Annotated in this window: 15 protein-coding genes and 1 tRNA gene; 12 read left to right on the top strand and 4 right to left on the bottom strand. The window is 63.5% G+C overall.

Features of this window, described 5'->3' with window-relative positions:
- Positions 1 to 21: 21 nt before the first annotated feature.
- From INP52_RS02495 to INP52_RS02530, 8 genes are all read left to right on the top strand, one after another.
- Entirely contained in the window at positions 22 to 963 is a 942-nt protein-coding gene (locus tag INP52_RS02495) for a hypothetical protein (protein ID WP_228478386.1), read from the top strand.
- The gene (locus tag INP52_RS02500) at positions 963 to 2,153 is read left to right on the top strand and encodes a purine-nucleoside phosphorylase (protein WP_194372135.1); all 1,191 of its coding nucleotides are present in this window, start codon (positions 963 to 965) and stop codon (positions 2,151 to 2,153) included. Before INP52_RS02495 ends, INP52_RS02500 begins: the two co-directional genes overlap by 1 nt.
- Positions 2,154 to 2,269: 116 nt before the next feature.
- Positions 2,270 to 2,345, top strand: a tRNA-Thr gene (locus tag INP52_RS02505).
- A gap of 1,285 nt (positions 2,346 to 3,630) precedes the next feature.
- Positions 3,631 to 5,829 carry a Cna B-type domain-containing protein gene (locus tag INP52_RS02510; RefSeq protein WP_194372137.1) on the top strand — a complete coding sequence of 733 codons (2,199 nt, stop codon included), beginning with the start codon at positions 3,631 to 3,633 and terminating at the stop codon, positions 5,827 to 5,829.
- 320 nt (positions 5,830 to 6,149) lie between these two features.
- Entirely contained in the window at positions 6,150 to 11,069 is a 4,920-nt protein-coding gene (locus INP52_RS02515) for a SpaA isopeptide-forming pilin-related protein (protein ID WP_194372139.1), read from the top strand.
- 444 nt (positions 11,070 to 11,513) lie between these two features.
- A complete protein-coding gene (locus INP52_RS02520) occupies positions 11,514 to 12,563 on the top strand; it encodes an inorganic phosphate transporter (RefSeq protein ID WP_194372141.1) in 1,050 nt (349 codons plus the stop codon).
- 59 nt (positions 12,564 to 12,622) lie between these two features.
- A complete protein-coding gene (locus tag INP52_RS02525) occupies positions 12,623 to 13,249 on the top strand; it encodes a DUF47 domain-containing protein (protein WP_194372144.1) in 627 nt (208 codons plus the stop codon).
- Between the two features lie 379 nt (positions 13,250 to 13,628).
- Positions 13,629 to 14,270, top strand: a complete 642-nt coding sequence (locus tag INP52_RS02530) for an HAD family hydrolase (RefSeq protein ID WP_194372146.1) — start codon at positions 13,629 to 13,631, stop codon at positions 14,268 to 14,270.
- 22 nt (positions 14,271 to 14,292) lie between these two features.
- Here the strand turns inward: INP52_RS02530 and INP52_RS02535 are convergent, their stop codons facing one another.
- The gene (locus tag INP52_RS02535; protein ID WP_194372148.1) at positions 14,293 to 15,351 is read right to left on the bottom strand and encodes a threonine aldolase family protein; all 1,059 of its coding nucleotides are present in this window, start codon (positions 15,349 to 15,351) and stop codon (positions 14,293 to 14,295) included.
- A 222-nt stretch (positions 15,352 to 15,573) separates the two neighbouring features.
- Between INP52_RS02535 and INP52_RS02540 the strand changes: the two genes are divergently transcribed.
- The 4 genes from INP52_RS02540 (at position 15,574) to INP52_RS02555 (ending at position 21,069) form a co-directional block, all read left to right on the top strand.
- Positions 15,574 to 16,614 carry a branched-chain amino acid aminotransferase gene (locus INP52_RS02540; protein WP_194372150.1) on the top strand — a complete coding sequence of 347 codons (1,041 nt, stop codon included), beginning with the start codon at positions 15,574 to 15,576 and terminating at the stop codon, positions 16,612 to 16,614.
- A gap of 344 nt (positions 16,615 to 16,958) precedes the next feature.
- Positions 16,959 to 18,272 carry a histidine--tRNA ligase gene (hisS, locus tag INP52_RS02545; RefSeq protein WP_194372152.1) on the top strand — a complete coding sequence of 438 codons (1,314 nt, stop codon included), beginning with the start codon at positions 16,959 to 16,961 and terminating at the stop codon, positions 18,270 to 18,272.
- A gap of 232 nt (positions 18,273 to 18,504) precedes the next feature.
- A complete protein-coding gene (locus INP52_RS02550; RefSeq protein ID WP_194372154.1) occupies positions 18,505 to 19,470 on the top strand; it encodes a hypothetical protein in 966 nt (321 codons plus the stop codon).
- Positions 19,471 to 19,791: 321 nt separating this feature from the next.
- The gene (locus tag INP52_RS02555) at positions 19,792 to 21,069 is read left to right on the top strand and encodes an FAD-dependent oxidoreductase (RefSeq protein ID WP_194372156.1); all 1,278 of its coding nucleotides are present in this window, start codon (positions 19,792 to 19,794) and stop codon (positions 21,067 to 21,069) included.
- A gap of 20 nt (positions 21,070 to 21,089) precedes the next feature.
- Here INP52_RS02555 and INP52_RS02560 read toward each other — a convergent pair whose 3' ends face one another.
- The 3 genes from INP52_RS02560 to INP52_RS02570 are packed head-to-tail and all read right to left on the bottom strand — an operon-like array spanning position 21,090 to position 24,534.
- Positions 21,090 to 22,328: an ABC transporter permease gene (locus INP52_RS02560; RefSeq protein WP_194372158.1), complete on the bottom strand. Its 1,239-nt coding sequence runs from the start codon at positions 22,326 to 22,328 to the stop codon at positions 21,090 to 21,092.
- Positions 22,325 to 23,071 carry an ABC transporter ATP-binding protein gene (locus INP52_RS02565; RefSeq protein WP_194372160.1) on the bottom strand — a complete coding sequence of 249 codons (747 nt, stop codon included), beginning with the start codon at positions 23,069 to 23,071 and terminating at the stop codon, positions 22,325 to 22,327. The genes INP52_RS02560 and INP52_RS02565 overlap by 4 nt, the downstream gene beginning before the upstream one ends.
- On the bottom strand, positions 23,068 to 24,534 hold the full coding sequence (locus INP52_RS02570) for an efflux RND transporter periplasmic adaptor subunit (RefSeq protein WP_194372162.1): 1,467 nt from the start codon (positions 24,532 to 24,534) through the stop codon (positions 23,068 to 23,070). The genes INP52_RS02565 and INP52_RS02570 overlap by 4 nt, the downstream gene beginning before the upstream one ends.
- Positions 24,535 to 24,643: the final 109 nt, after the last annotated feature.

Genomic DNA, 24,643 nt, shown 5'->3' on the forward strand with positions numbered 1-24,643 from the left:
TCCGGTTTGAAGGGAAGGCACATGGCGGCCAACGCTAAGAAGAACGCGGGCGAGAAGGACCTCGCCAAGGATGCGGCCAGCGACAAGGACGCGTCGTCGGCGACCGCGGTCACGAAGAAGACCACCGCAGCGGGACGCCAGGGGCTCGGCACGCCGGCGTGGGTCGCCATCAGCGTCGCGGCGCTCGTGGTGGGCGTGCTCTGCGGCCACTTTCTTCTGGGCAACGCGGGCACCGTCTCGCTCGGGGGCAAGACCACGCTGAGCGCGGACGAGCTCGACAGCACGATTGCTACCTACACCTACCAGGGCGCGACGAGCAACATCTCGGCGCGCGACGTCATCACGCAGAGCTCCACCGTGGACGCCGCCGCGAACAGCGACGGCACCTACGCCGTGCCGTCCCCCTCCGACGTGGTCGTCTACGCACAGGACGCGATCATCCTCCAGGGAGCCAAGGACAAGGGCCTCTCGGTCACCGACGACGAGGTCTCGGCCTACGCCACCCAGATGTTCGGCACCGACGACTACGCCACGATCGCCTCGAGCTACAGCATCGACGAGGACACCGCCAAGACGACCCTGACCAGCTCTGCCCTCATGAGCAAGCTGCGCGACGCTGTCGTGACCACGACTCTGCCCGACCAGCCCACGGCCCCGACCGCCCCGGCCGACGGCGCCGAGGACACTCCGACCGCCGACTACGCGAGCTACGTCATCAGCCTCGCCGGCGACGAGTGGGACGCGGGCAGCAACACCTGGGCCAGCACCGACGGTGACTACTACGCTGCGCTCTCCAGCTACGAGATCACCAACGACTCCGCCACCTACGCCGCCGCGCAGGCCGCCTACAGCGTCGCCTACACGGCCTACTCCACGGCCTACACCCAGCGCGCGACCGAGTGGTCCACGTACGTGAACTCGCTGCTCTCCCAGGCGACCATGCAGATCGGCTCCTTGGTCTAGTGCGCGTCGCGTTCAGCGCCTGCCTTCTGGGCGACCCCGTTCGCTACGACGGGGGCGCCAAGCCCACGCCCGAGGTGCTCGAGCTCGCCCGCCGGGTCGAGGCCGTGCGCTTCTGCCCCGAGTGCGCCGCGGGCCTGCCCGTGCCGCGACCCCCTGCCGAGCGGGTGGGGGGCCGCGTTGTGTGCTCCGACGGCATAGACGTGACCGAGGCGTTCGCGCGCGGGGCCCAGGCCTCGGCGGACCGGATTGTGCGCTCAGGGGTCTCGTTGGTGGTGCTCAAGGCAAAGAGCCCCTCGTGTGGGCTCAATGTCATCTACGATGGAACCTACTCAGGAAAGCTCGTGTCGGGCCGGGGCGTTCTCGCCGAGCGGCTCGAGAAGGAGGGGATCTGCATGGTATGCGAGGACACCGTGAAGGCCTGTAAGCCGTCTGTGGAGCACCCCGTGGCCATCGTGCTCGGAACCGGCCTGGGGCACCTCAAAAACCTCGTGCACCCGGTGCGCCGGATGGACTACCAGGACATCGAAGGCTTCCCCTTGGACGCCCGACCCATCGCCGATCACAGCTTCGAGGCTACGGTCGGCACGATCGACGAGGTCCCCGTGGTGGTCTACCCCGGCCGCATCCACCTCTACCAGGGCTACAGCGCCGCCGAGATCACCTCTCTCGTGCGCCACGCGCAGCACCTGGGCTGCCGCGACATCGTCTTCGCCTGCGCGACGGGCGCGGTCGCCGGCCAGGCCCACACGGGCCTGGGCATCCTGACCGACCAGATCAATCTCACCGGGATGAACCCCCTCACCGAGGGCGAGGGCAAGCGCGGCATAGAGACCCCCTTCGTGCACATGAACGACGCCTACTCGCCCTATCTGCGCACGATTGCGCGCGGCGTGGCCGACGACCTGGGCATCGCGGTCGAGGAGGGCGTCTACGCCGGGACCTTGGGCCCCTGCTTCGAGACGCCCGCCGAGGTGGCGGCTCTGCGCATGCTGGGGGTGTCCTACGTGGGGATGTCCACGGTCTGCGAGGTCATCATGGCCAAGGCGCTGGGCATGCACGTGCTCGGGCTCACGCTCGCGGCCAACGAGGCAGGCGCGACCGCGACCTCGCACGAGAGCGTGCTCGCGGCGGCCGGTCAGCATGCGGAGGACTTCGAGCGCCTCGTGCGCGGCGTGCTGCGGCTGCTGTAGGGGAGGGCCAACGGGGTGAGCTCTTCTCGCTACGCCGCTGGTGCCTGGCTCCCTGCACGTGACGAGAAAAACGCGCTTGCGCCGACGGGTCCCATCCTCTAACATAGTCTCCCGTTGCCGGCTTAGCTCAGTTGGTAGAGCACCGCTCTCGTAAAGCGGGGGTCAACAGTTCGAGTCTGTTAGCCGGCTCCAGAGAAAATAACAGGTCAGATGCCCTGTGCGTCTGGCCTGTTTTTGTGCGGTTCAGGCATGCGTCGCAGCGGCGCGCGCGGATGGGCTTTTAGCGTCGAGTGCGTGAAAGTCTGCGAGACGGGTTCCTTGGACGTATGCGCCAACTGGGCAAACGCTGCCGAGAAGTCCGTCCCTTCTCATCCGCAGGTCCGACTTTCGCGCACTCGACGCTGAAAAGGGGACGAGAAGTAAGATGGTGATCTAGTGGCCCGCCTCTTCAGCTCGTAAAAGTGTGTCCCCTTCTTCAATGATCGGTTGAGGGAGGAGACATTTTTATCGTAAAACGCAAGATTTTAGCAAGGCCTCTAACGTCAATGCAGTGAGATGTTTTTGCAGGAAGCCCTAGGCTTAATTGATGCGAACGCCACAAATAGAAGTTTGATGGATATACAGGCCTATGCAGTGGAGCTCGATTTTGTAAGCAAAAGTTTATCCTGCAAGTTTGCTGAAGAAGAGAAAAAGGTAAGTTCCTTAAGTTAACCTTGAACTATATGTTGGCCAGGAGGGTTCATTTAAGGTATTTTACCTGTGAATTAAATATCAAAAATATATTTTTTATGCCAGATCTCCCCAGGCTGTTGAGGGACAGTTCATGACTGCTGCCCCAGTTCTAAACTAATTTTATAGATTAATAAAATGATTTTATAAGAATAAGAAAAAAATAATGAGAAGTGAGTGAAAAGAACGGATGACAGGGAGGAAGGTGTTGTCTCCACCCTGTAGGCAGCCCTAAAAAGAAGCGCGAGGAGGCGTGGATAGTCAAAAAAAGGAAGTGGGCACTATCTGTGAAACGCGTTAATAAGAGGGACTACCGTTATTTTTTGAAGGGTGAGCTGTTGAACAAGAATCATAAAATCAGTATCATCGATAAACGTATCAATATGTAACAAGCAGAGTGTTACTTGCAAGCAGTAGGGAAGGTGCTTGCAGGCAGATCCTTCACAGTAAGGAGAGGACGATTATGAACAGGCAGAAGCGGGGGCGTCTGAGAGCCGTCTTTGCGGTGGCAATGATGCTGACCCTGGGGCTTGCTATGCCGTGGCGCATGGCATTCGGTGACGAGACGTCCCAGATGGTCACGCAAGAGCAGAGCAGAGCGGGGGGGGGGGGGGTACTCCTTGATGAGGTAGCGTCATCGTCTGATGATGCTACCGTTACTACTTCGGAGAAGAGCACAGACGTTATTGATGCAACGAGCTCCGATTCCGAAGAAGCTACGACCACGGCCACGGATGATGTCAACACCGTGGCGCCTCGGCAAGACGCAGACGAATCTGCGATAACCGCGACTTCCCTGTCCGTAAGTGCGCGGGCTGCGGGAGTCACCTCCGAGACCGAGCTGTCCGCTGCGATTGCGGCTGCGCCCACGAATGGCACCGAGACCGTTATCACCATCGCGGGAGACCTCACCCTTACCAAGAAGATCACCCTTGCGACAGATCAGAACATACGCCTTGTAGATGACGGCACGGCTCGCACCGTGACCTTCAAGGGGCTCGTGCCGGCTTTCACGGTGGCATCGGGCGCCACGCTCACCATCTCCACAAGCTCCGCGGACAATGGACTGCTCGTGTTCGATGGTGGCAGCAAAATCGCTACGAGCAACACTGGTTTTATCTCCTGCCAGGGAACTCTCAACTGGGAGGGCGGCACGCTCCAGAACGTGTACTTCACGTCCAGCGCCGGCAAGGGGCCCATCGTGGTGTCGGGGGCCGAAGCGTCCATGCAACTCACCGAGGGGCTCTTTACCGGAAACCAGACGGGATACTTCAGCGGAGTTATCACCGTCAACGGCGGAGCCTCTCTCGTCATGGACGGCGGAACGATCACGCAGAACAAGGCGGACTCGAACCGCGGCGCCCCGGTCTACATCTCTGCGGTAGACAGTGCGGAGAAGGCGACTTCCTTCGTCATGAACGGGGGCACCATCTCCCATAACGAGGGCTCCCTGAGCGGTGGCGTCTTCGTGGGGAACAACGATCAGGAATTTAGCCCGGGCAGCGCTATTGCTACTGCTGTAATTAACGAAGGGGCTGTGATTGCCGACAACTCCTCCTCCGACATGGGCGGCGGCGTCACGGTCTTTATGGCCGGAAGACTCACCATGAGCGGAGGAACCGTCTCGAACAACACTGCTGTGACCATGGGCGGCGGCGTGTGCCTATGGGACGGCTGGGTTGGCTATTTTAAGTCTCTCTATATGAGTTCCTATAACTGGACCGAGGAGCAGGCGCAGTCCTTTTGGAAGACAAAGTGGAGCGTATGGGCTCCTGCCGCCTTCACCATGAACGGCGGCACCATCACCGGCAACCAGGCGCCTGATGATCCCAGCAATAACGCGAGCGGTACGGGCGGTGGCGTGTACGCCGGATCCTCTGCGATAACGCTTAACGCGGGAACCATCTCCAATAACTTTGCCGGCAAGCAGGGCGGTGGCGTCTACGTGCCCGCCGTTCCCTACGAGATTCAGATGAACAAGCCGCTGGTGACGGGCAATACCGCAAGCATCATCGGCGGAGGCCTCTGGTCCTGCCCCACGGGCGACGTGCACGTCTACGTCAACAACGGTGGTGCCATCTACGGCAATACCGCCATGGGCGCGGGCAACGACATGGCATCGATTGTGAAGAAGGCTGCAGCGACGGGCGACCCCTATGCGCTTCTCCTCTCGAACCGCATTCTCGGCGGCGGGCGCGCCGCCTGGTATGATGACGGTGCCATCAAGACCGCAGGTGACTTAGGCGAGGCTGAGGAGGGTGCGGCGCGCTTCCCGGGCACGAACCTGTATGACGGCTCGGTCACCGAGACTGCGAAGGATCTTGCCCTGAACGACAAGGTCGAGTCCGTGGCCGCCCAGGCTGCGTCTACCGTCGCAACGCTCTCTATCACGGGCAACTCCGCTCCGCGCGGTGGCGGCATCGGTACCAACGGTTCCGTCATCATCGGCATGGACGACCCAGTGCGCGACGTCACAGTCACCAAGGCCTGGGACGATAGCAATGACACGCGCGGCCTCCAGCCTGAGTCCGTCACAGTGTACCTGCTCCGTGACGGCGTCCGGATTGACACGGCGGTGCTCAACGCCGCCAATAGCTGGACTGCAACGTTCAAGGACCTTCCGCAGCACAAAGACGGGGACAAAACCACAGACTCCGTCTACACTGTGAGCGAGAACCAGGCGGACGGCTATAAGCAGCCCGTGATTACGGGTGACGCGACGAGCGGCTTCATCATCACCAACACCGTCGTCCCGGCGACGCCGACCCCGCCGACGCCGCAAACGCCTCCGACGGCCACGACGACGACCACGGTTACCAGGAAGGTCGCGATTCCCAAGACCGGGGACACGACCCCCTTGACGGCTATTGGAGTTGCCGCCGGCGTGGGAGCGCTCCTGATTGCGGGTGCCCTTATCGCGCGCTACCGCGGGCGCAAGGAGAACTAGGACGTAGGTAGGCCATACACCTCTGCTCGATGAGCTCGGGGACTCTTAAGGTCTCCGGGCTTTTTGCAGGCTTGCGGACCTTTTTTGGCTGCGGGCTCCACTCCGGGTGCTCCCTTCACGAGGTAAATCTTCAACTTCAGATTGAATCTTGAAGAAAACCTTTGGTTTTTGATAGAGTGCTAGAGGTATGCAATAGATCTGTCAGCACACGGGACCGCATAAACCGGCACGAGCCGGCAAAAGAGGAGGGATTCGCAAATGAGACGGACGAAAAAGCGGATGGGGGAGGGGGGGGGGTACTTAGTATCCTTGCGGCAGTTTTGCTTGCACTGCAGCTGCCGTTCCTGCTCGTCACGCAGGCCCATGCGGAAGGGAGCTCGGTTAGCTTCCCCTTCTTCACGAGCGTAGAGCTTACCAGCTCCGACGGGACGCCCCTCGGGGAGGACGTCGCAAAAGACGCTCCCGTCAAGATCACCTACGACTTCAAAATCCCAGATGACGCAACGGTCAACGAGGGAGATACCTACTCCTTCACGGTGCCGGAGCAGATTGCGCTTTCCGGCCCGATTACCCAGGACCTGATGCTGGATGGCCAGAAGGTCGCCACGGTCAACGTCACAGCAGACGGAGTCGGCACGGTCACCTTCACGGAGTTCGTCTCGGCCCACAAGGGAGTGGGCGGCACCTTCTCGATTACCACGCGGTTCAACGTCGAGAAGATCGAGAACACCGAGATCGTGAAGATCCCCTTCGAGGTGGGCGGAAAGATCGAATACGTCGAGGTGCACTTCGCGCAGCCCGAGGCGACAAACTCCAAGACGGGCACCTACGACGCGGCCACGGGAACCATCACCTGGACGCTCACTCTCAACTCTAACAAGACGACCATAACTGCGGGCAGTATGCTGTCTGACGTCATAGCTCCTGGTGGCGCTGCCGGGCAGACCTATGTCGACGGCACCTTCAAGGTCACGTCGGGCAGCGGGACCGTCTATGACAGCTTGACTTCCACGGGTTCGGGGACGTTTTCCTACGCTCCCGTGGCCGATGACAGCAGTACCACGGGCAGCCTCGCCTACGAGTTCGCCAACGCGTTCGAGGACGTCGTCACGGTTACCTACCAGACGAAGCTCACGGATCCCTCGCAGTACTTTGGCAAGCAGGTCACGAACAGCGCGACCTTCACCCATGATGGCACCGACCAGGACATTGACGGGAAGGTTGACGTGCCCACGCCGACCTATCTCACCAAGACCGGCGCGTACAACGAGGAAACCGGGCAGATTGACTGGACCATCACCTTCAACCCCGACGCCCTCAAGCTGCACAACGTGAAGATTACTGACACCCTGCCAGAGGGGCTCAGCTTGGACGAGGACTCCGTCAAGCTGGACGGGGACGCCTCTACCTCCTTCACGTATGAGAACGGCACCCTCACCTACAGCGCGGGAGACATCGACGCCTCGCATACCCTGACCTTCTCGACGAACCTTCCTGAGGACTACTGGCAGCAGAACCACGACTCGGGGGAGTACAAGAACACGGCTACCCTGACCGCCGATGACAACGCCTACCTTGAGGGCGGCACCTCGAACACCTCCGAGGGCGTGGGACCGGGCAACTCCGTCATTAGGAAGACGGCGCTGGGCTATGATGCCGAGACCCATCGGATCACCTGGCAGATCGTCGTCAACGCGAACAAGAATGAACTGTCTGACGCGACCATCACCGACACTCTCTCCAAGGGGCAGAAGTATCTTCCGGATACCTTTACCATCACGGACGGCGCTCCTACCAATACGCTGACGGGTGCACTGTCCTTCTCCTCAACTGACCCGGCAGACCCCGCCATGACCGAGACGGTGCTCACGTATCACTTCGGCGCCACCTCCGACACCTATACCATCACGTATCAGACCGAGCTGACGGACCCCTCGGTGTGGGCCGGCAACACGAGCGGCTCCTACGAGAACTTGGTCACCCTGTCTCCCGGGGGCGGGGTCAAGGACTCGACCACGGGCTCGACCCAGAAGGTCAACCCGACCGTCATCAGCAAGGATGGGGTCTCCTACGACTACGCCACGCACGAGCTGACGTGGAGCGTCAAGGTCAACGAGAGCCAGGTCCCCCTCACGGGCGTCGTCGTCACCGACCCTCTCACGGGCAATGGTCTCGATGACTTTGACCTGGACGAGAGCAGCATTCAGGTGGATGGCGCGCCCCTTGCAGCTTCCTCCTACACCTATGACACGGAGTCGAAGCTCCTTACCATCAGCCTCGGTGACCTCAACGGTGCGGACCTCGCATCGCGCACGAAGACCATCACGTTCACGATGAAGCTCAACAAGGCCGGAGAGGACTACGACGAGTACTTCGGCCAGAACGGCACCAAGACCATCACCAATGAGGCCACGCTGAAGAGCGACCAGAATCCCTCCACCAAGGACAAGGGGACTCAGGACATCAAGAACGCCCTCGTCGACAAGGCGGGCTACTACACCTCGGGCAAGGCCTACATCGACTGGGCCGTCGAGGTGAACCAGAACGGGATCGCCCTCGACGGCGTCACCCTGACCGACCAGCTGCAGGAGGGCCTGGCGCTCGACACCTCCTCGGTGAAGCTCTATGCGCAGACCCTGAACGCAGACGGCTCCCTGACGCCCGCCCCAACCTATGCTGACGGAGAGCTGACGGTAAGCGGCACGCCCATCGACCTGACGGCCGCCAACGTTGCGTATGACGCGGAGACGCGCACGTTCACCTTCACCATGCCCGACGGGGTGGCAGACGGACAGCCCTGCCTGCTGGTCTTCCGCACGACGGTCGATCCGGCCTACGCCAGCGGGACGACCTTCTCGAACTCCATCTCCCTGACGAGCTCCATGTATCACGAGGAGACCACCTCGAGCGAGCAGGAGGTGGCCTACTCGACCTCCGATGGCTCCGCATGGGGCTCGACGGGAGACGTAACGCTCACCAAGCAGCAGAGCGAGACCGAGACGCCCCTCTCGGGCGCGACGTTCGCGCTGTACGACTCCTACGGCAACCTCATCCGCACCTCAGACGCCACGGATGGCGACGGCCAGACCGTCCTCTCCCTTCTTAACTACAACACGCTCTACACGGTCAGGGAGCAGGCGGCCCCCACCGACCATGAGTCCACGGATGCGTCCTACTCGTTCAAGCTGCTTAAGAGCGGCGGCATTCAGCTCTGCGATGAACAGGGCAATCCCGTGGGCGACCCCGTGGCGAGCCTTCCGATCTTCTCGGACGATCTGAAGACGGGCAGCGTCACCTTTACCAAGCTGGGTGACGGTGGCCAGCCGCTCGCCGGTGCCGAGTTCACCCTGTGCGACACCGACGGCAATCCCGTCGAAGGCTTCGAGCCTCAGACGAGCGATGCGGATGGCAGGGTCACGTTTGCTGACGTGCCCTATGGCGACTACCAGATCGTGGAGACCAAGGCGCCTGCTGGCTACGCGTCGCTCACGATCAGCGTCTCGCTCCACGACTCGAACGACGCGATCGTGTCCGAGGGCACCACGCACGCGCTTGACCTGGGCGACCAGACGGATAGCGCTCAGGGTAGCCTGACCCTGACCAAGTACTCCGCTGAGTACGAGGGCGGCTCCACGGCCGTGATGTCTGACATAGAGTTCCAGGTACTTGATTTTGCGGGCAACGTCATGGACGCGCAGACGACCAACGCCGACGGAACAGCCACCTTTTCTGACCTCCCCCTGGGTAGCTACACGCTTCACGAGGTGTCAACGCCCGCAGACTATCAGACCTTTGCTGACGTCCCCTTTACGATCTCCGCCGAGCAAAGCGCGGCGGAGCGCCAGGTTTTCCTTGCCGTCACGAACGTCAAGGAGTCGGGGACCATCCGGCTCACCAAGGTCAGCGCCAAGGATGACGCGCCGCTTGGGGGCGCCACGTTCATGCTCTACGACGCCACGGGCACCAACGTCATCTCCAACGCGTCGGGCCCCCTGACGGCGATCTCCGACGCCTCCGGCATGGTCGAGCTGAGTGACGTCCCCTACGGCGACTACGTCCTGCGTGAGACGACGCCCGCCTCCAACCACGAGGTCTGTGACGACATCGCCATCTCCCTTCGTGATGACAACGATGCAATCATCGAGGGCACGCTTGACCTGGGGAGCGTCATCGACGAGCCCTCCACCGGAACCGTGAGCTTTGTCAAGACCGACGGGGCCACGCCGCTCCGGGGCGCCGAGTTCTCCCTGGCCCGTGCCGACGGCGGCTTCATCGCGACGGCCACGTCTGACGCGGACGGCGTCGTGACGTTCGAGGGCGTTCCCTACTCGGACTCCGCGTACACCCTCCGCGAGACAAAGACCCCCAACGACGACGTCTACTTCAAGGTCGACGACGTGACCTTCACGCTCAACGACAAAAACGCCGACGTGGTCACAGACGGCCAGACGCACGTCTTGACGCTCGCTGACCAGGTCGACGCTCCGTTTGGCAGCATCACCCTCCTCAAGACCGACGAGACGGGTACGGCACCGCTCTCGGGCGCCACGTTCCAGCTCCTTGACGCCTCAGGACAGGTGGTCGCAACGGCGACGACCGGTGAGAACGGCATCACCTCGTTCTCCGAGCTACCGCTGAGTGCCACGGGTGAGACCACCTACACGCTCCATGAGACGTTCGCACCGGGAGACTATGCCCTGGCAGATGACGTCATCGTGACTCTTTCCAACTCCGATGCCGCCGGCGCGCGCGACGCCTCCGTCACCATCGCGGACGTGCTTAAGGTGGGCTCCATAACCCTCACCAAGGTCGACGCGGTCACGGGAGCCCCGCTCGCGGGCGCGACGTTCACCCTCTACGACCTCGATGGCAGCCTCGTCCTCGGCGCTAATGGCCTGCCGATCTCGGCGACCACCGGCACTGACGGAACCCTCACGATCCCCGACGTCACCTATGGTGACTACGAGCTTAGGGAGACGACGGTTCCCGAGGGCTACCAGGCGGCCGATCCGCTGGCCATCTCGCTGCACGACGACAACGACCGTGTGTCTGACGGCGTGCTCTCGCTCGGCAAGGTGGCGGATGCTCCCGTCTCTGCTACTACCACCACCACTACCGTTAAGCCCAAGCTTCCTGGCACCGGCGACGCGAGCTTCACCGGCATGGGCGGCCTTCTCCTGGCCGCCGTGGCCTCACTCGGCGCGGCTAGCGCCATGCGTCGCTCGCACGGTAGAAAGTAAGGCCTTCAGCTTTCCATGAGGGGGTCCGCAGCGACGTGCCACGGTCGTTGCGGACCCTTTTTCATGGCCTGCGGAAGGAAAACGGGACTTGTCAATAGATTTGCGCGGAAAGGTCGACTAGCTCGGTCTTTCTTGGCAAAGAACTACCAGGTAGAAGGCTCGTCGTTTTGTCGGCTACTTGAGGGTATCACGCAAATCTATTGACAAGTCCCCTTTGCCGGCCAAAGGGCCCCGTCGCACGTCGTTTGAGCCAGTGCTCTTGGGCAGCAGGCACGCCGACAAGGTAAGCTCACGGTAACGCATGTCCAGTTGAGATGGGCGCGACCCTTTCTGGCTCTTTGACGTCGCGGTTTACGCTATCCTTATCCGGGCGTTAACAAAGCTGTGACATAGGGGCGGGGCAACGGGCTGCTTTTGGGGCTCGTTAGAGGAAGAGAGTGCCTGTTGATAAGCTTCGAGCAGTTCCTCGGCGCGTTGTCGAGCAATCCGTTTCTGCTAGTCGTCATGCTTCTGGTGCTGGGCACCATCTTTGTCAACGGGGCCACGGACGCCGCCAACGCCATCGCCGAGCCCGTGGGAACGCGCTCGATCGACGTCGACGCGGCCATCCTCATGAGCGTCATCTGCAACTTCATCGGTCTTGTGGCCATGTCGTTCATCTCCACGGCCGTCGCGGACACTATGAGCGGCATGGTTGACTTTGGCGGAGACTCCCACGCTGCCCTTATCGCCCTGGCGGCTGCCACCGTGGGGATCGTGGCCTGGGGCCTGGGCGCCTGGGTCTTCGGCATCCCCACGAGCGAGAGCCACGCCCTTATCGCCGGGCTCACCGGAGCGGCCATCGCGGTCTCGGGTGGCGTCGGCGGCGTGAACTTCTCCGAGTGGGTCAAGGTCATCTATGGCCTCGTCCTGTCCACGGTCCTCGGGTTTTTGGCCGGCTGGGCCATCGCGAAGGTAATCCCCCATCTCTGCGCCAACGCAAGTCGCAAGCGCGCCAACAGCTTCTTCGGCCACATGCAGGTGATTGGCGCCGCTGGCGTGGCGCTCATGCACGGCGCCCAGGACGGGCAGAAATTCATGTCCACCGCCATGCTTGCGATTGCCCTCTCGCTCAACCTCACGATGGGCGACATGGGCAACTTCCCCCTCTGGATCGAGGTCATCTGCGCTGCGGTCATGGCGCTCGGCACGGCCGTGGGCGGCAAGAAGATCATCAAGAAGGTCGGCATGGAGATGGTGCGCCTCGACAAGTACCAGGGGTTCGCGGCCTCGGTGAGCGCCACCATAGCTCTGCTGATCGCCACCCTGACGGGTCTGCCGGTCTCCACCACGCACACCAAGACCGCTGCCATCATGGGGGCGGGTGCCGCCAAGGATCCCCGCTCGGTTCACTGGGGGGTGGCCAAGGAGATGGTCCTCACCTGGGTCTTCACGTTCCCCGGCTGCGGCATCATCGGGTTCGTCCTCGCCAAGCTGTTCCTGGTTCTGTTCTAGGGCGTGCGTCTCTCGCGTCCCGCGCTCATCGTGTCTTGCCGCCAAGCAAAGGAGTTTCCATGGCCCGTGCCAAGAAGGAAGACGTCTTCTACACCATGCTCAAGGACTTTGCCGCCCTCATCACCGAGACGGCAGAGGAGTACACGAATATCATCCACGACTTTCCCGACAGCATGAGCCGCATCCCGCAGATGAAGGTCTACGAGACCACCTGCGACGAGCGCGTGAAGGCCATCATGGAGAAGCTCTACGACTCGTTCATCACGCCGTTCGATCGTGAGGACATCAGTGACCTCGCGCTTGCGATGGATGACGTGACCGATGCCATGTACGGCGTGACCATGCGCCTCGACCTGTTCAACCTCCAGGACAGGCGCATCGAGGCCGAGCAGATCGCCGACCTCACCCTGACGGCGGTCAGGGAGATGCAGGAGATGATCGGCCACCTCCCCAACTACCAGAAGGACGAGGTGGTCATGGAGAAGGCCATCAACGTGGGCAACATCGAGGACCAGGGCGACACCGTCTATCAGACCGCCCTGCGTCGCCTCTTCCACGAGGATGAGGGACTTGGCGGGAAGTATGCGGTCACCTGGCTGCGCATCTTCGACCGCATGGAGTACTGTCTCGACGCCTGTGACGACGTCTCCAAGATCGTGCGCGAGGTGGTCATGAAGAGCTGCTAGGGTCCGGACGCTAGGGGTTTCTGGTGCCAAGGACCTGGGGCCGCTTGCGACGGCGTCGCCCCGCTTGCCCCGCTGTCACCCGCTCCCCGTCTGGTTTTGTCAGTTTGAGGCGCTTTTCCCGCCTTGGATTGCCAAAACCAGACGGGGAGTTTTCTGTGAGACGTCTCAATGACATTCTCTAGGCCTGTTATTCTGCGCAGCGCATCGACGCTCGGGTTATCGTCACGCGCAATGAAGGTGGCTTCGGGCGCTCCGTGATTCCCGTGCCGGGGGTGGAGGAGTTTTTTTGGATGGATAGAACGCCGGGCGTACGTCTCGTATGCCGAGGCGAGCGTCTAAAGGTATGCTCTAGGCTCGATGGCAAATGGAAGGGGAGTGCATGGAACGACCGAGGCGCATCGAGGCGGCGCTGTTCGACTTCGACGGGACTCTGTGCGACACGGAGGTACACAACACCGCGCTTTTGCGCGACATCTTCTACGGGATGGGCGTTCCCGTCACGGAGGAGGACCTTCTCGGGCTCGCCGGCGGCGATGACTACCTGACGGTCCCCCCGCTGCTCGAGCGCTACGACGCGCGCGGCACGCTCGAGGACTACATGCGCGAGCGCGACGAGTGCTACCGCACGTATCACGAGGCCGACCTTGCTCCTGAGCCCGGGTCCCTGACGCTTTTGGAGGAGCTTCGCGGGCGTGGGGTGCGTGTGGGGCTCGTGTCCACGACCGTCTCTCGCTGCATCCTCACGGCGCTCAATCGCCTGGGCATGACGGGCTACTTCGACGCGGTAATCTGCGGGGACCTGGTCCGGCGGCGCAAGCCCGCGCCCGACCCGTACCTCGCGGCTCTGGACCTTCTGGACGCCAGCCCCTCCCGTGCGGTGGTCTTCGAGGACTCGCCCACGGGCATCGCCTCGGGCCGGGCCGCCGGCTGCTACGTCTTTGGGTATCGGGGCGGCTCGCTTGAGCAGAACGTGAGCAGCGCCGACGAGGTGCTCGACACGTTCGAGGGGCTCGAGCTCTAGGACGGGAGCGGCGCGGGCGGGTCTACGCGAGCGTTGCCGCGAGGGTGAGAAGCTCGTCGACGTCCGCGGCGCGCGTGGCCCACGAGGACACGAAGCGCACGACGAGCCTGCCGTCGCTTAGCGTGTAGAAGGTCTCGCAGCCGCAGGCAGCCTCAAGGGAGCGCGTGACCTCGGGGCTCACCACAAAGAACTGCTGGTTGGAGGCCGACTCGCCGTACGGCTCGAAGCCCAGGCTCACCAGGCCGTCGCGTAGGCGCAGGGCGCAGGCGTTGGCGTTTCTCGCCAGGCGCCACCAGAGCGCCTCGTTGCCATCAGCCGGCTGCTCGAAGGCGGCCTCGAACTGCACGCCCAGAAGGCGCCCCTTGGCCAGGAGCCCCGCGCGCTCCTTGATGAGGTAGGGAAAAGCCCGCTTGAGCTTGGGGTCGGCGATGACAAGGGCCTCGCCGAAGAGCATGCCGTTCTTGGTCCCACCCAGGTAGAAGGCAGCGCAGCGCTCGGCGATGTGCTCGAGCGTGAGCCCCTCGGCAGCCGACGAGGTGAGCGCGGAGGCCAGGCGCGCCCCGTCCAGGAAGACCTTGAGGCCGCGTGCGTCGGCCCAGTCGCACAGGGCGTCGAAGCGCGCGAGGTCCCAGACGCCGCCGAGCTCGGTCGTGTCCGAGATGTAGACGGCGGCGGGGCGCGTCATGTGCCGGCCCGTCGAGGTCTGGAACTGCCAGACGCGCTCGGCGGCCTCTGGGGTGAGGAAGCCGTTCGCGTCGTCGGTGGGCAGGACGGTGCGGCCGCATGCGCCCACGGCACCCGTCTCGTGCACGTTTATGTGGGCGTCTTTGGTGCAGATGACGCCCTCCCAGTCGTCGAGGAGCCCCGTTACGCCCACGACGTTGGCCGACGTCCCGCCGATGGCGAACTCCACGTCCACGTCGTCGCGTCCGCAGGCGGCGCGGATGAGCGCGCGGGCGTGGTCGCAGTGCTCGTCGCCCTCCTCGGTGTAGCCCGCGACCTGCTCGTCGTTGGTGCTGACGAGCGCCCGGAGAATCTCGGGGGCGGCTCCCTCGGAGTAGTCGCTGCGGAACATGCGCATGATGAGGCCTCCTGCTGGACGATGGATGAGCGCGCAGATTGTACACCCGGACCAAGGGACTCTTGACGGCCGGGGCCCCTCTGACGCGCTCTGGTAAAGCGCTTTGTTAAAAACTCTGGACCTCTTGACGCCGGCGGCACAAGACGCCTTGAAAAGGGCCTACGGTAGCAAGACCACGCAGGTCAAGGCGGGGGCGTCGAGCCCCCAAAAGGGGATGAGCACATGGAGAAGAAGGACATCGACTGGGGCAACCTGGACTTTGCCTATCAGCCCACGGACTACAGTTACGTCTGCAACTGGAAGGGCGGCTCCTGGGACGAGGGCGGCCTCACGACCGACCACACCATCACGCTCTCCGAATGCGCGGGCATCTTCCACTACTGCCAGGAGGTCTTCGAGGGCCTCAAGGCCTACACGACGGCCTCGGGCGACATCGTGTGCTTCCGTCCCAACATGAACGCCAAGCGCATGTACGATTCCGCCGAGCGCCTGGTCATGCCCCCGTTTCCCGAGGACAGGTTCGTGGACGCCGTGCGTCAGGTCGTGGCCGCCAACGCTGCGTGGGTGCCGCCGTTTGGCTCGGGCGCCACGCTCTACGTGCGGCCGCTCATGATCGGCTCCGGCGAGGTCATCGGCGTGGCACCGGCACCCGCCTACCAGTTCCGCATCCTCGTGACCCCCGTAGGACCCTACTTCAAGGGAGGCCTCAAGCCCATCAAGCTGCGCGTCTCCGAGTACGATCGCGCCGCCCCCCACGGAACCGGCAACATCAAGGCCGGCCTCAACTACGCCATGAGCCTCAAGGCCGGCATGGAGGCCCACGCCGAGGGGTATGCCGAGAACCTCTACCTGGACTCCCAGACCCGCACCTACGTCGAGGAGACCGGCGGAGCCAACGTGCTCTTTGTCAAGGAGAACGGCACGCTCGTGGTGCCTCAGTCCCACACGGACTCGATTCTGCCGTCCATCACGCGCCGCTCGCTCGTGCAGGTGGCCAAGGACCTGGGCATGACCATCGAGGAGCGCCCGGTCGCATGGGACGAGGTCATCGATGGCGCGTTCGTGGAGTGCGGCCTGTGCGGCACGGCGGCTGTCATCTCGCCGGTGGGGGAGATTCACGACGGCGAGCTCGTGGTCAGCTTCGCGGCCGGCCACGACGAGATGGGCCCCGTCATGAAGAAGCTCCGCGAGACCCTGACCGGCATCCAGTCCGGCGAGCTCGAGGACAAGCACGACTGGGTGTACAAGATCGACGTTGCGTAGCCGCTAGTCGCGGTGCGGTGCGGAATTGCGAGGTTGCGGCAAGGCGCATACGGGCCGTCCTTCGGGGCGGCCCCTCTCGTCTCGCGGGCGCTTCTCCCCGGACGAGCGCCCCCCAGGAATTGGGGCACACTCTTGATGTAAATCGCTGGCGCTCGCCGTTCTTCACGCCGCTCAACTGGAAAAACGTTTCACACGGCGTGTCGACGGGGGCTCGGGCATCAAAAGATTGCCTCAATTTCTCATGCTGGCATGATGCTCCTTATACGCGCCCTGCCGGCGGCGTGTGGCTCGCCTGCCGCGCTATACTGAATCATCAGCAGACTCGCACGGCAGAAGGGCACACGATGGGACAGAAGGTTCAGGGCACCGAGGACCTCTACGGCAGCCACATGCGCGCCTGGCAGCGCATGCAGGACGTGGCGCGCGAGCTGTTTGGCGCGTACGGGTTCGACATGATCGAGACCCCGGCGCTCGAGCAGGTCGACACCTTCGTCCACGGTATCGGCGAGTCCACGGATGTGGTGCGCAAGGAGATGTTCCGCGCGTTCTCCGGCGCGCTTCTGGACGGTCTTCTCGCCAAGGGATCGGAGTCCGGCCTCAAGCCGCGCCAGCGCATGGCCCTGCGTCCCGAGGGCACGGCCGGCGTCGTGCGCGCCGCAGTGGAGAACAACTTCGTGCCGCAGGGAGCGGCCCCGGTCAAGCTCTGGTACGCCGAGCCGATGTTTCGCGGCGAGCGGCCGCAGAAGGGTCGCCTGCGCCAGTTTCACCAGGTGGGCGTCGAGTGGCTGGGCGCTCCCGATCCCGCCTCGGACGCCGAGTGCATCATCATGCTCATGGAGTACTTCAAGCGCCTGGGCTTCGACCCGGCTAGGCTCACCCTCTCTATCAACTCGATGGGGGACGCCGCCTGCCGCCCCGCTTACCGCGAGAAGGTCCGCTCCTTCATCCTCGACCATGCCGACGAGATGTGCGAGGAGTGCCTCGAGCGCGCCGAGGTCAACCCGCTGCGCGCCTTCGACTGCAAGAATGATTACTGCCGGGAGGTCATGAAAGGCGCCCCCCTGGCACCCGAGAACCTCTGCGATGACTGTGCCGCCCACTACGCGCAGGTCAAGCGCTACCTTGACGCGGCTGGCGTGGCCTATGCGGAGGACTCCACCCTCGTGCGCGGCCTCGACTACTACACCCGTACGGTCTTCGAGGTGGAGGTCGCCGGCTCGGGCGTGGGCGCCATCGGCGGCGGCGGCCGCTACGATGGCCTCATGGAGCTCGAGGGAGGCAAGCCCACGCCGGGCCTGGGCTTTGCGGTTGGCTTCGAGCGCATCGTGCTTGCGCTGGCAGCACAGGGCGTCGAGCTGGCGGGGGAGGAGCCGAGCTGCGTCTACGTGGCCGGAACCTCGGCCGACGAGCGTCAGGCGGTCTTTGTGGCAACGTTGTCCCTGCGTCAGGCGGGCATTCGCGCAGAGGCAGACTACCAGGGACGCTCGCTCAAGAGCCAGTTCAAGCAAGCTGACAAGCTTCATGCGCTTCTTGCCGTGGTCCTTGGCCCCGACGAGGTGGCGGCGGGCATGGCCACGATTCGTGACATGTCCACGCACGAGCAGGTTCAGGTGCCCATGGCCGAGCTTGCCGAGGCCGTCGTCGCGCGCTTGAGCTAGGAGATTTTGAATTCATGCGAGGGCAAAGGGAATCTGCCCCATTGACGAGTCATGTTTGTTTTGTTGTGCCCAGCCGTTGCTATCGGGCTGAGCACATAGAATAATATGTTCTAGAAAATATAATTAAACTTGGTATATTATATAAATCTAGAACTACCGCGTAAGACTGGGGGAAGGTTCGGGGAAGGTCAGGTTGCTAAAGTGATGCTCACTCGACGAGAGGTGGGCAGGCATGGGGCTTTTCATTGGTAACGAATCGGCAGTGCGCTACTGGCTTACTAAGACGGGGGACGAGTGCGTTCCCGAAGTGGCGCCCGATCTGAGTCTCGCTCAGGCTGAGATAAACAGTGGACTCATCAAATCCCAGACGCTCTCCTTTGAGCACACAAAGGCTGACCCCCTCCATCTGCTCGTGGCCGAAAGAGGACTCTGCCGCGCGCTTAGCGGAGCTACGGCGCACGTATGGAGCGGGCCCGTGCCTCCCGGATCTTTCTATCTTCTGAGTGGTTCGACAAGAATTGCCTCCCCGGAGCTCACGTTTCTTCTGATGGCGGGACACCTTGAACTCAAGGAGATCATCGAGTTGGGATGCTATCTCTGCGGGGCCTTTTCGATCGATGACAAGGGGTACGGATACACCGGCAAGCGGCAGCCTCTGACGACTCCCGAGGTCATCGGTGCCTTCTTGGACAAGGTTCCGCACGCCTATGGGATGGCGCGGGCGCGGCGAGCCCTCAGGTACGTGGTGGCCAACACGGCCTCACCCATGGAGGTGCTCCTTGGCATGGAGTACGCGCTTCCCGTGAAGATGGGTGGATGGGCCCTGCCGCACATAGTGGCGAACCAGAGAATCGATGTGAGGCCTGAGCTGCGTCGCCTCGCTGGTGCCAGCTACTTTGTCGGGGATATTTTCATACCGGGCATTATGAGCAATTCAGAGTATGACAGTGCGGAGTTCCACACGGGAAAGTACCGCCTCGATCATACGCAGACGCGCAGGAACGTTCTTGAGGCCATGGAGGTGAAAACTGTCTCTGCAACATATAACCAGATTAGGACCGCCGACATATTTGATGATTACATGTGGATGGTGGAGGAGCGCTTTGACCTTTCCCATCGCGAGTTCACGCTCGAGCAGAAGATGGTTCAGCACGATTTGCACGACTTTCTCATTGCGCACACGAGAAAGCGGTTTTGAAGGCTTCCGTGAGACCCCAAGGGGACTTGTCAATAGATTTTGGAGAAGAGGCCAAGTAGCAGCTCTTCGAGCGAGCCTTTGACCAGTGCTTTTCCGAAGGGATGGTGCCGTGATACTCGGGAGGTCATCGGAAATCTATTGACAAGTCCCAATTGGCCGGCGCATTTCCGTGCCGATGGAAAAGCCTATGCATACGATATACAAACACAGCACCTATTATGCATTTTATTGAGTTGAGCAGAAATCTGGGAGTAGACCGTGCGCTCAGGCTCGCGATAATGACTTTCAGGTAGACGTTCGTGGGAGTCCGGAGGGGAAGAAGTGGCAATTCACATCATTGAGGAGGCCGATCGCTGCCTCAACTGCAAGCGGCCTCTGTGCCAGCTACGGGGTTGTCCTGTAGCCACTCACATCCCCGAGGTGATCAGCCTCTTCAAGGAGCGCCGCTTGGAGGAAGCGGGCGCGCTGCTCTTTGGAAACAACCCGATGAGCGCCGTCTGCGCCATCGTCTGCAACCACTCCAAACAGTGCGAGGGGGCCTGCGTGCGCGGGTGCAAGGGGACCCCGGTGCACTTCTCGAGCATAGAGAGCTACATCTCTGGAACCTACCTCGACCGCATGGTCGTCAAGAGGCCCGAGCCCAATGGCAGGCGCGTGGCCGTGGTGGGGTCGGGGCCGGCAGGCATCACCGTGGCCCTCAGGCTCGCGCAGCGTGGCTGCGCCGTCACGATCTTCGAGCAGCGCACCGAGATCGGTGGCGTGCTCGAGTATGGCATTCCGGACTTTCGCCTGCCCAGGCAGCTCGTTCAGAAGTATCGTTCCATTCTGTGTGCCCTCGGCGTGCGGGTGCGCCCGTCCACCACGATCGGCGGGGCTCTGCGTCTGGACGACCTACTCGCTGACGGCTACGACAGCATATTCGTGGGCACGGGCACGTGGCGCGCCAAGAAGCTCGGCATCCCGGGCGAGTCGCGCGGAAATGTGATCTACGGTATCGACTACCTGGTCAACCCCCAGAGCTTCGCGGTCGGTGAGCGCGTGGCCGTCATCGGCGTGGGCAACGTGGCCATGGACGTGGCGCGCTCGGCCATCCGCGAGGGCGCGTGTGAGGTTACGCTCTACGCACGCTCCAGGCACGTCTCGGCGAGCTCCGACGAGATCGAGTACGCCGAGCTCGACGGAGCGCAGATTGTCTACGGTAAGGCCATCGAGGCGATAGACGAGAACGGTCCCGTGTTCAAGACGGCTATCTTCGGCGAGGAAGGCAAGGTCACGGGTTATGAGGACGCGCTCGACCACGTGGCGGCCGACACGGTGGTCATTGCGGCATCGCAGGCACCCAAGGACAAGCTCGTGCTCACGACCTCGGGTCTCGAGCCCAATGAGCGCGGCCTTCTAGTCGTAGACGATGCGTACCAGACCACGGTGCCGGGCATCTTTGCAGCTGGCGATGTGGTCACCGGTGCCAAGACCGTCGTGCACGCCGTGGCCGGTGCCAAGGAAGCGGCTGATGCCATGCTCGCCTACATGGGGCTTGCGGTGAACGAGGATGCGGCCGCGGAAGAGCGCACGACTGGCGAGAAGGTCACCGCACGCTAGAGGCCAGGTGCCGCCCCCACCTACTGGTATCGCAGCGACTCCACGGGGTCGAGTCTGGCGGCGCGGCGGGCGGGGTACCAGCCAAAGAGCACGCCGATGCCCACGCAAATGCCCGTCGCTATGGCCACGGCCTCCGGCGAGACGATGGGAACCAGGTTGTCGTAGCCGAGCGCCCCGCCGGCGACCCCTGCGAGCGCCCACGCGCCGCCATATCCCGCGGCGATGCCAAAGACGCCGCCCACCAGGCAGAGAAGGACGCTCTCGAGCAGGAACTGCTTGGTGACGTCGGCGCTCCGCGCACCAAGTGCCTTGCGCAGGCCGATCTCGCGGATGCGCTCGGTGACGTTGGTGAGCATCATGTTCATGATGCCGATGCCCCCCACGAGCAGCGATACGCTCGCTACGGCGAGCGCGAGCATCCTGAAGGACGCCATCGTCTGGTCGAGCTGGTCGATTGCCTCCTGGGCCGTCCGCACGTCGACGAAGCCCTCGTCGCTGTTGCCGCCCCCGTTGGGGTCCGCCTCGCCGATCTCGTAGCGCGTGCGCAGGTAGGAGTCGGTGTCGGCGGCCACGGCGTACATGTCCATCCCCTCGTGCGCGAAGCCGATGATGTCCCAGTAGGAGCCGACCTGCTGCCCGATGAGTCGGGTCGTGGCCGTCGTGGTGGGCAGGTAGGCGAGCGGGTTGTCCTGGTAGCCCATCGCGTCGGCGACGGTGCCGATGACGGTGTACCGGTCGTTTCCGATGCGCACGGTCTGTCCCACCGCGTCGGCGTCGGGCGAGCCAAAGAGGTTCTTCACGGAGCTCCCGCCCAGCACCACGACCATGCCCCCGTCCTCGACCTCGTCGGCCGAGAAGAGCCGGCCCCTCTCGGCCGTGATGCCCATTCCCGTGAAGTACTCCGGCCTGCAGGCGGTGACCTGCAGCATGTCGACGTCGGCGGTCGTCGAGGAGGCCGGCGATCCCGTGTACGTGTAGCCGGTCACGAACTCGTAGTCGCTCGCGAGGTCCTGCCCGATCTTCTCGATGTCGGCCTCGTCGAGGGGCTGGTTGCCCGGAGGCCAGCAGGTGATGGAGACCATGCGGCTCATGTTGAGGCCAAGCTGGCTCACGAGCTGCATCTTCATGCCGTCGATGAGCGAGGTGATCGCGATGACGGCACCGATGCCGATGACGATTCCCAGCACCGTGAGCAGGCTCCGCACGCGGTTCGCCGAGATGGCGGTGAAGGTCTCGTAGAGCAGGTCGCGGATTCTCATGCGCGCGGCACCTCCTGGGTCTTGTTGCCCTGCTCTGCGAGGCGGGCCAGGTAGGCGCGCTCCTCCTCGTCGCTCAGCAGGCGGCCGTCGCGGATGTGCACGGTGCGGTCGGCCCAGGCAGCGACCTCCGCGTCGTGCGTGATGACCACGATCGTCTTGCCCCGCCGCTGTAGGCGCCGAAAGGTCCCCATGACCATCTCGCCGGTGGTGGTGTCGAGGTTGCCCGTGGGCTCGTCGGCCAGGACGAGCGCCGGGTCGTTGACCAGGGCCCGCGCGATGGCGACGCGCTGCATTTGGCCTCCGGACAGCTCGTTGGAATGGTGGAGGTAGTGCTCCTCGGGCAGGCCCACCGAGCGCAGGGCCCTCCACGCGCGCAGCTCGCGGTCGCGCACGGGCACGTCGGAGTAGATGAGCGGCAGCATGACGTTGCGCAGGACCGTGGTGCGTGGCAGGAGGTTGAACGACTGGAAGACGAAGCCCAGGCGCGTGGAGCGAACCGTGGCGAGGTCGTCGTCGGAGAGCTCGGAGACTTCGAGGCCCTCGAGGCGATAGAAGCCGGTCGTGGGTTTGTCGAGGCAGCCCAGGATGTTCATGAGCGTTGACTTGCCCGAGCCCGACGGCCCCATGATGGCGAGAAACTCGCCGCGTGCCACCGAGAGGCTCACGCCGCGCAGGGCGGGGGTGAAGCCGGCCGCCGTCTCGTAGATGCGGTAGGCGCCCTGGACGTCGATGACGGGGGTCATGCGGCCGCGCTGCCTTCGGCAGGGAAGTTTGCCTCGCCGGTCGGCGTGGCGTCGATGTCCGTGACCTCGGGCTCGCCGACGGTCGCCGCGCTGCCGTCGACGTCGGACGATGCCGTGCCCGTCCCGCTCACGGCGTACGGGTCCAGGACCACGAGGTCGCCCTCGGCCACGTCGCCCTCGATGGCGGCGGTCGTCGCGCTCTGCGCCACCACGCTGACCTCGCGGCGCTCGCACTCCTGGGTGGCGGGGTCGCTCATCACGTAGAGGTAGAAGGTCGCGCCGTCGTCGGTCGCGAGCGCGGAGGCGGGTACCGTGAGCGCGTCGGGCACGTTCTGCATGAGAATCTCCACGCTGGCCGTCATGCCGGGCTTGAGCTCGGCGGTGGGCTCGGGGATGAGCAGCTCCACGTCGTAGGTCACCACGCCGGAGTCGGAGTAGCCGTAGGGGTTCGCGGCGGCGTCGGAGGACGCCACGGTGGAGATGCGCGTGACCTGGGCGTCGAGCACCGTGCCCGGGAGCGCCGAGAAGCTCACGCGCGCGGCCTGGCCCACGGAGATCTTGGAGATGTCCACCTCGTTGACCTGCACCTTGACGCTCATCTGCGAGAGGTCGGCGATCTGGATGAGCGAGGAGGCGGAGGAGCTCGCGCCCGTGCTCGTGGCAGACTCCGCGCCCGACCCCACGGCGGCGCCAGAGACGGCGTTCATGACCACGACCGAGCCCGAAGACGGGGCGGTGACGGTACGCTTGGCGGTCGTCGAGACGGCCTGGTCGTAGGTCTGCTGGGCGGCCTCGAGCTGGAGGGAGGCGCTGTCGCGCTCTGCCTGCGCCTGCTGGACGTCGCCCGCGGTGACCTCCTCCACGGTGTAGTAGGCCGCATAGGTGGTCTCGTAGGTCTGCTGGGCCGAGGAGAGCGCGGCCTTGGTGGAGCGGACGTTGATCTCGGCCTCGCGGACCGCGCGATCGAGCTCGTCGTTCTTGATGGTGAGCAGCGTGTCGCCCTCTGAGACGGTCGAGCCCTCGGCGACGCTGACCTCGTCGATGATGCCGTCGACCTCGGGGGTCACCACGACCGAGGAAAGCGGCTGAGCGGTGCCCGTGGCCTGGACGGACTCCGAGAACTCGCCCCGTACAAGGGGCGTCGTCTGGAGCGTGGGCGCCTGCGCCTGCTGGCTGCCTATCGAGCCGACCACGGCCCAGGCGACGCCGGCTACGAGGATGATGCCGCCCGCCACGCTCGCGGCGATGATCTTCTTGCGCCGACGGGCCTTGCGGTGTCGCGTGAGGCTCTCGTAGGCGAGGCGCGTCTCGACGTCCTCCTCGGACTCGGTGCCGGAGCCGGAGCCAAGATCGTCGGGGCCGGTCGTACCGATGACGCCGAGCGGCTCGACGGCTGTGTCCTCGGTGGTCTCGTCCGTTGCGGGACTGGGGACTTTCTGGGGGTCGGGGGTTTCTCTTGTCATGGTTCCTCCAGGCTCCAAGCCTTGGTTTCAACAATCTGTTTTTGGGCTGAACTCACCGAGCGTAGACCACTCGCGCGCCCGGCAGTATCCTTGGACGGGGAAGGGCTCT

It is taken from the genome of Thermophilibacter immobilis (genome assembly GCF_015277515.1).
Taxonomy (GTDB): domain Bacteria; phylum Actinomycetota; class Coriobacteriia; order Coriobacteriales; family Atopobiaceae; genus Thermophilibacter; species Thermophilibacter immobilis.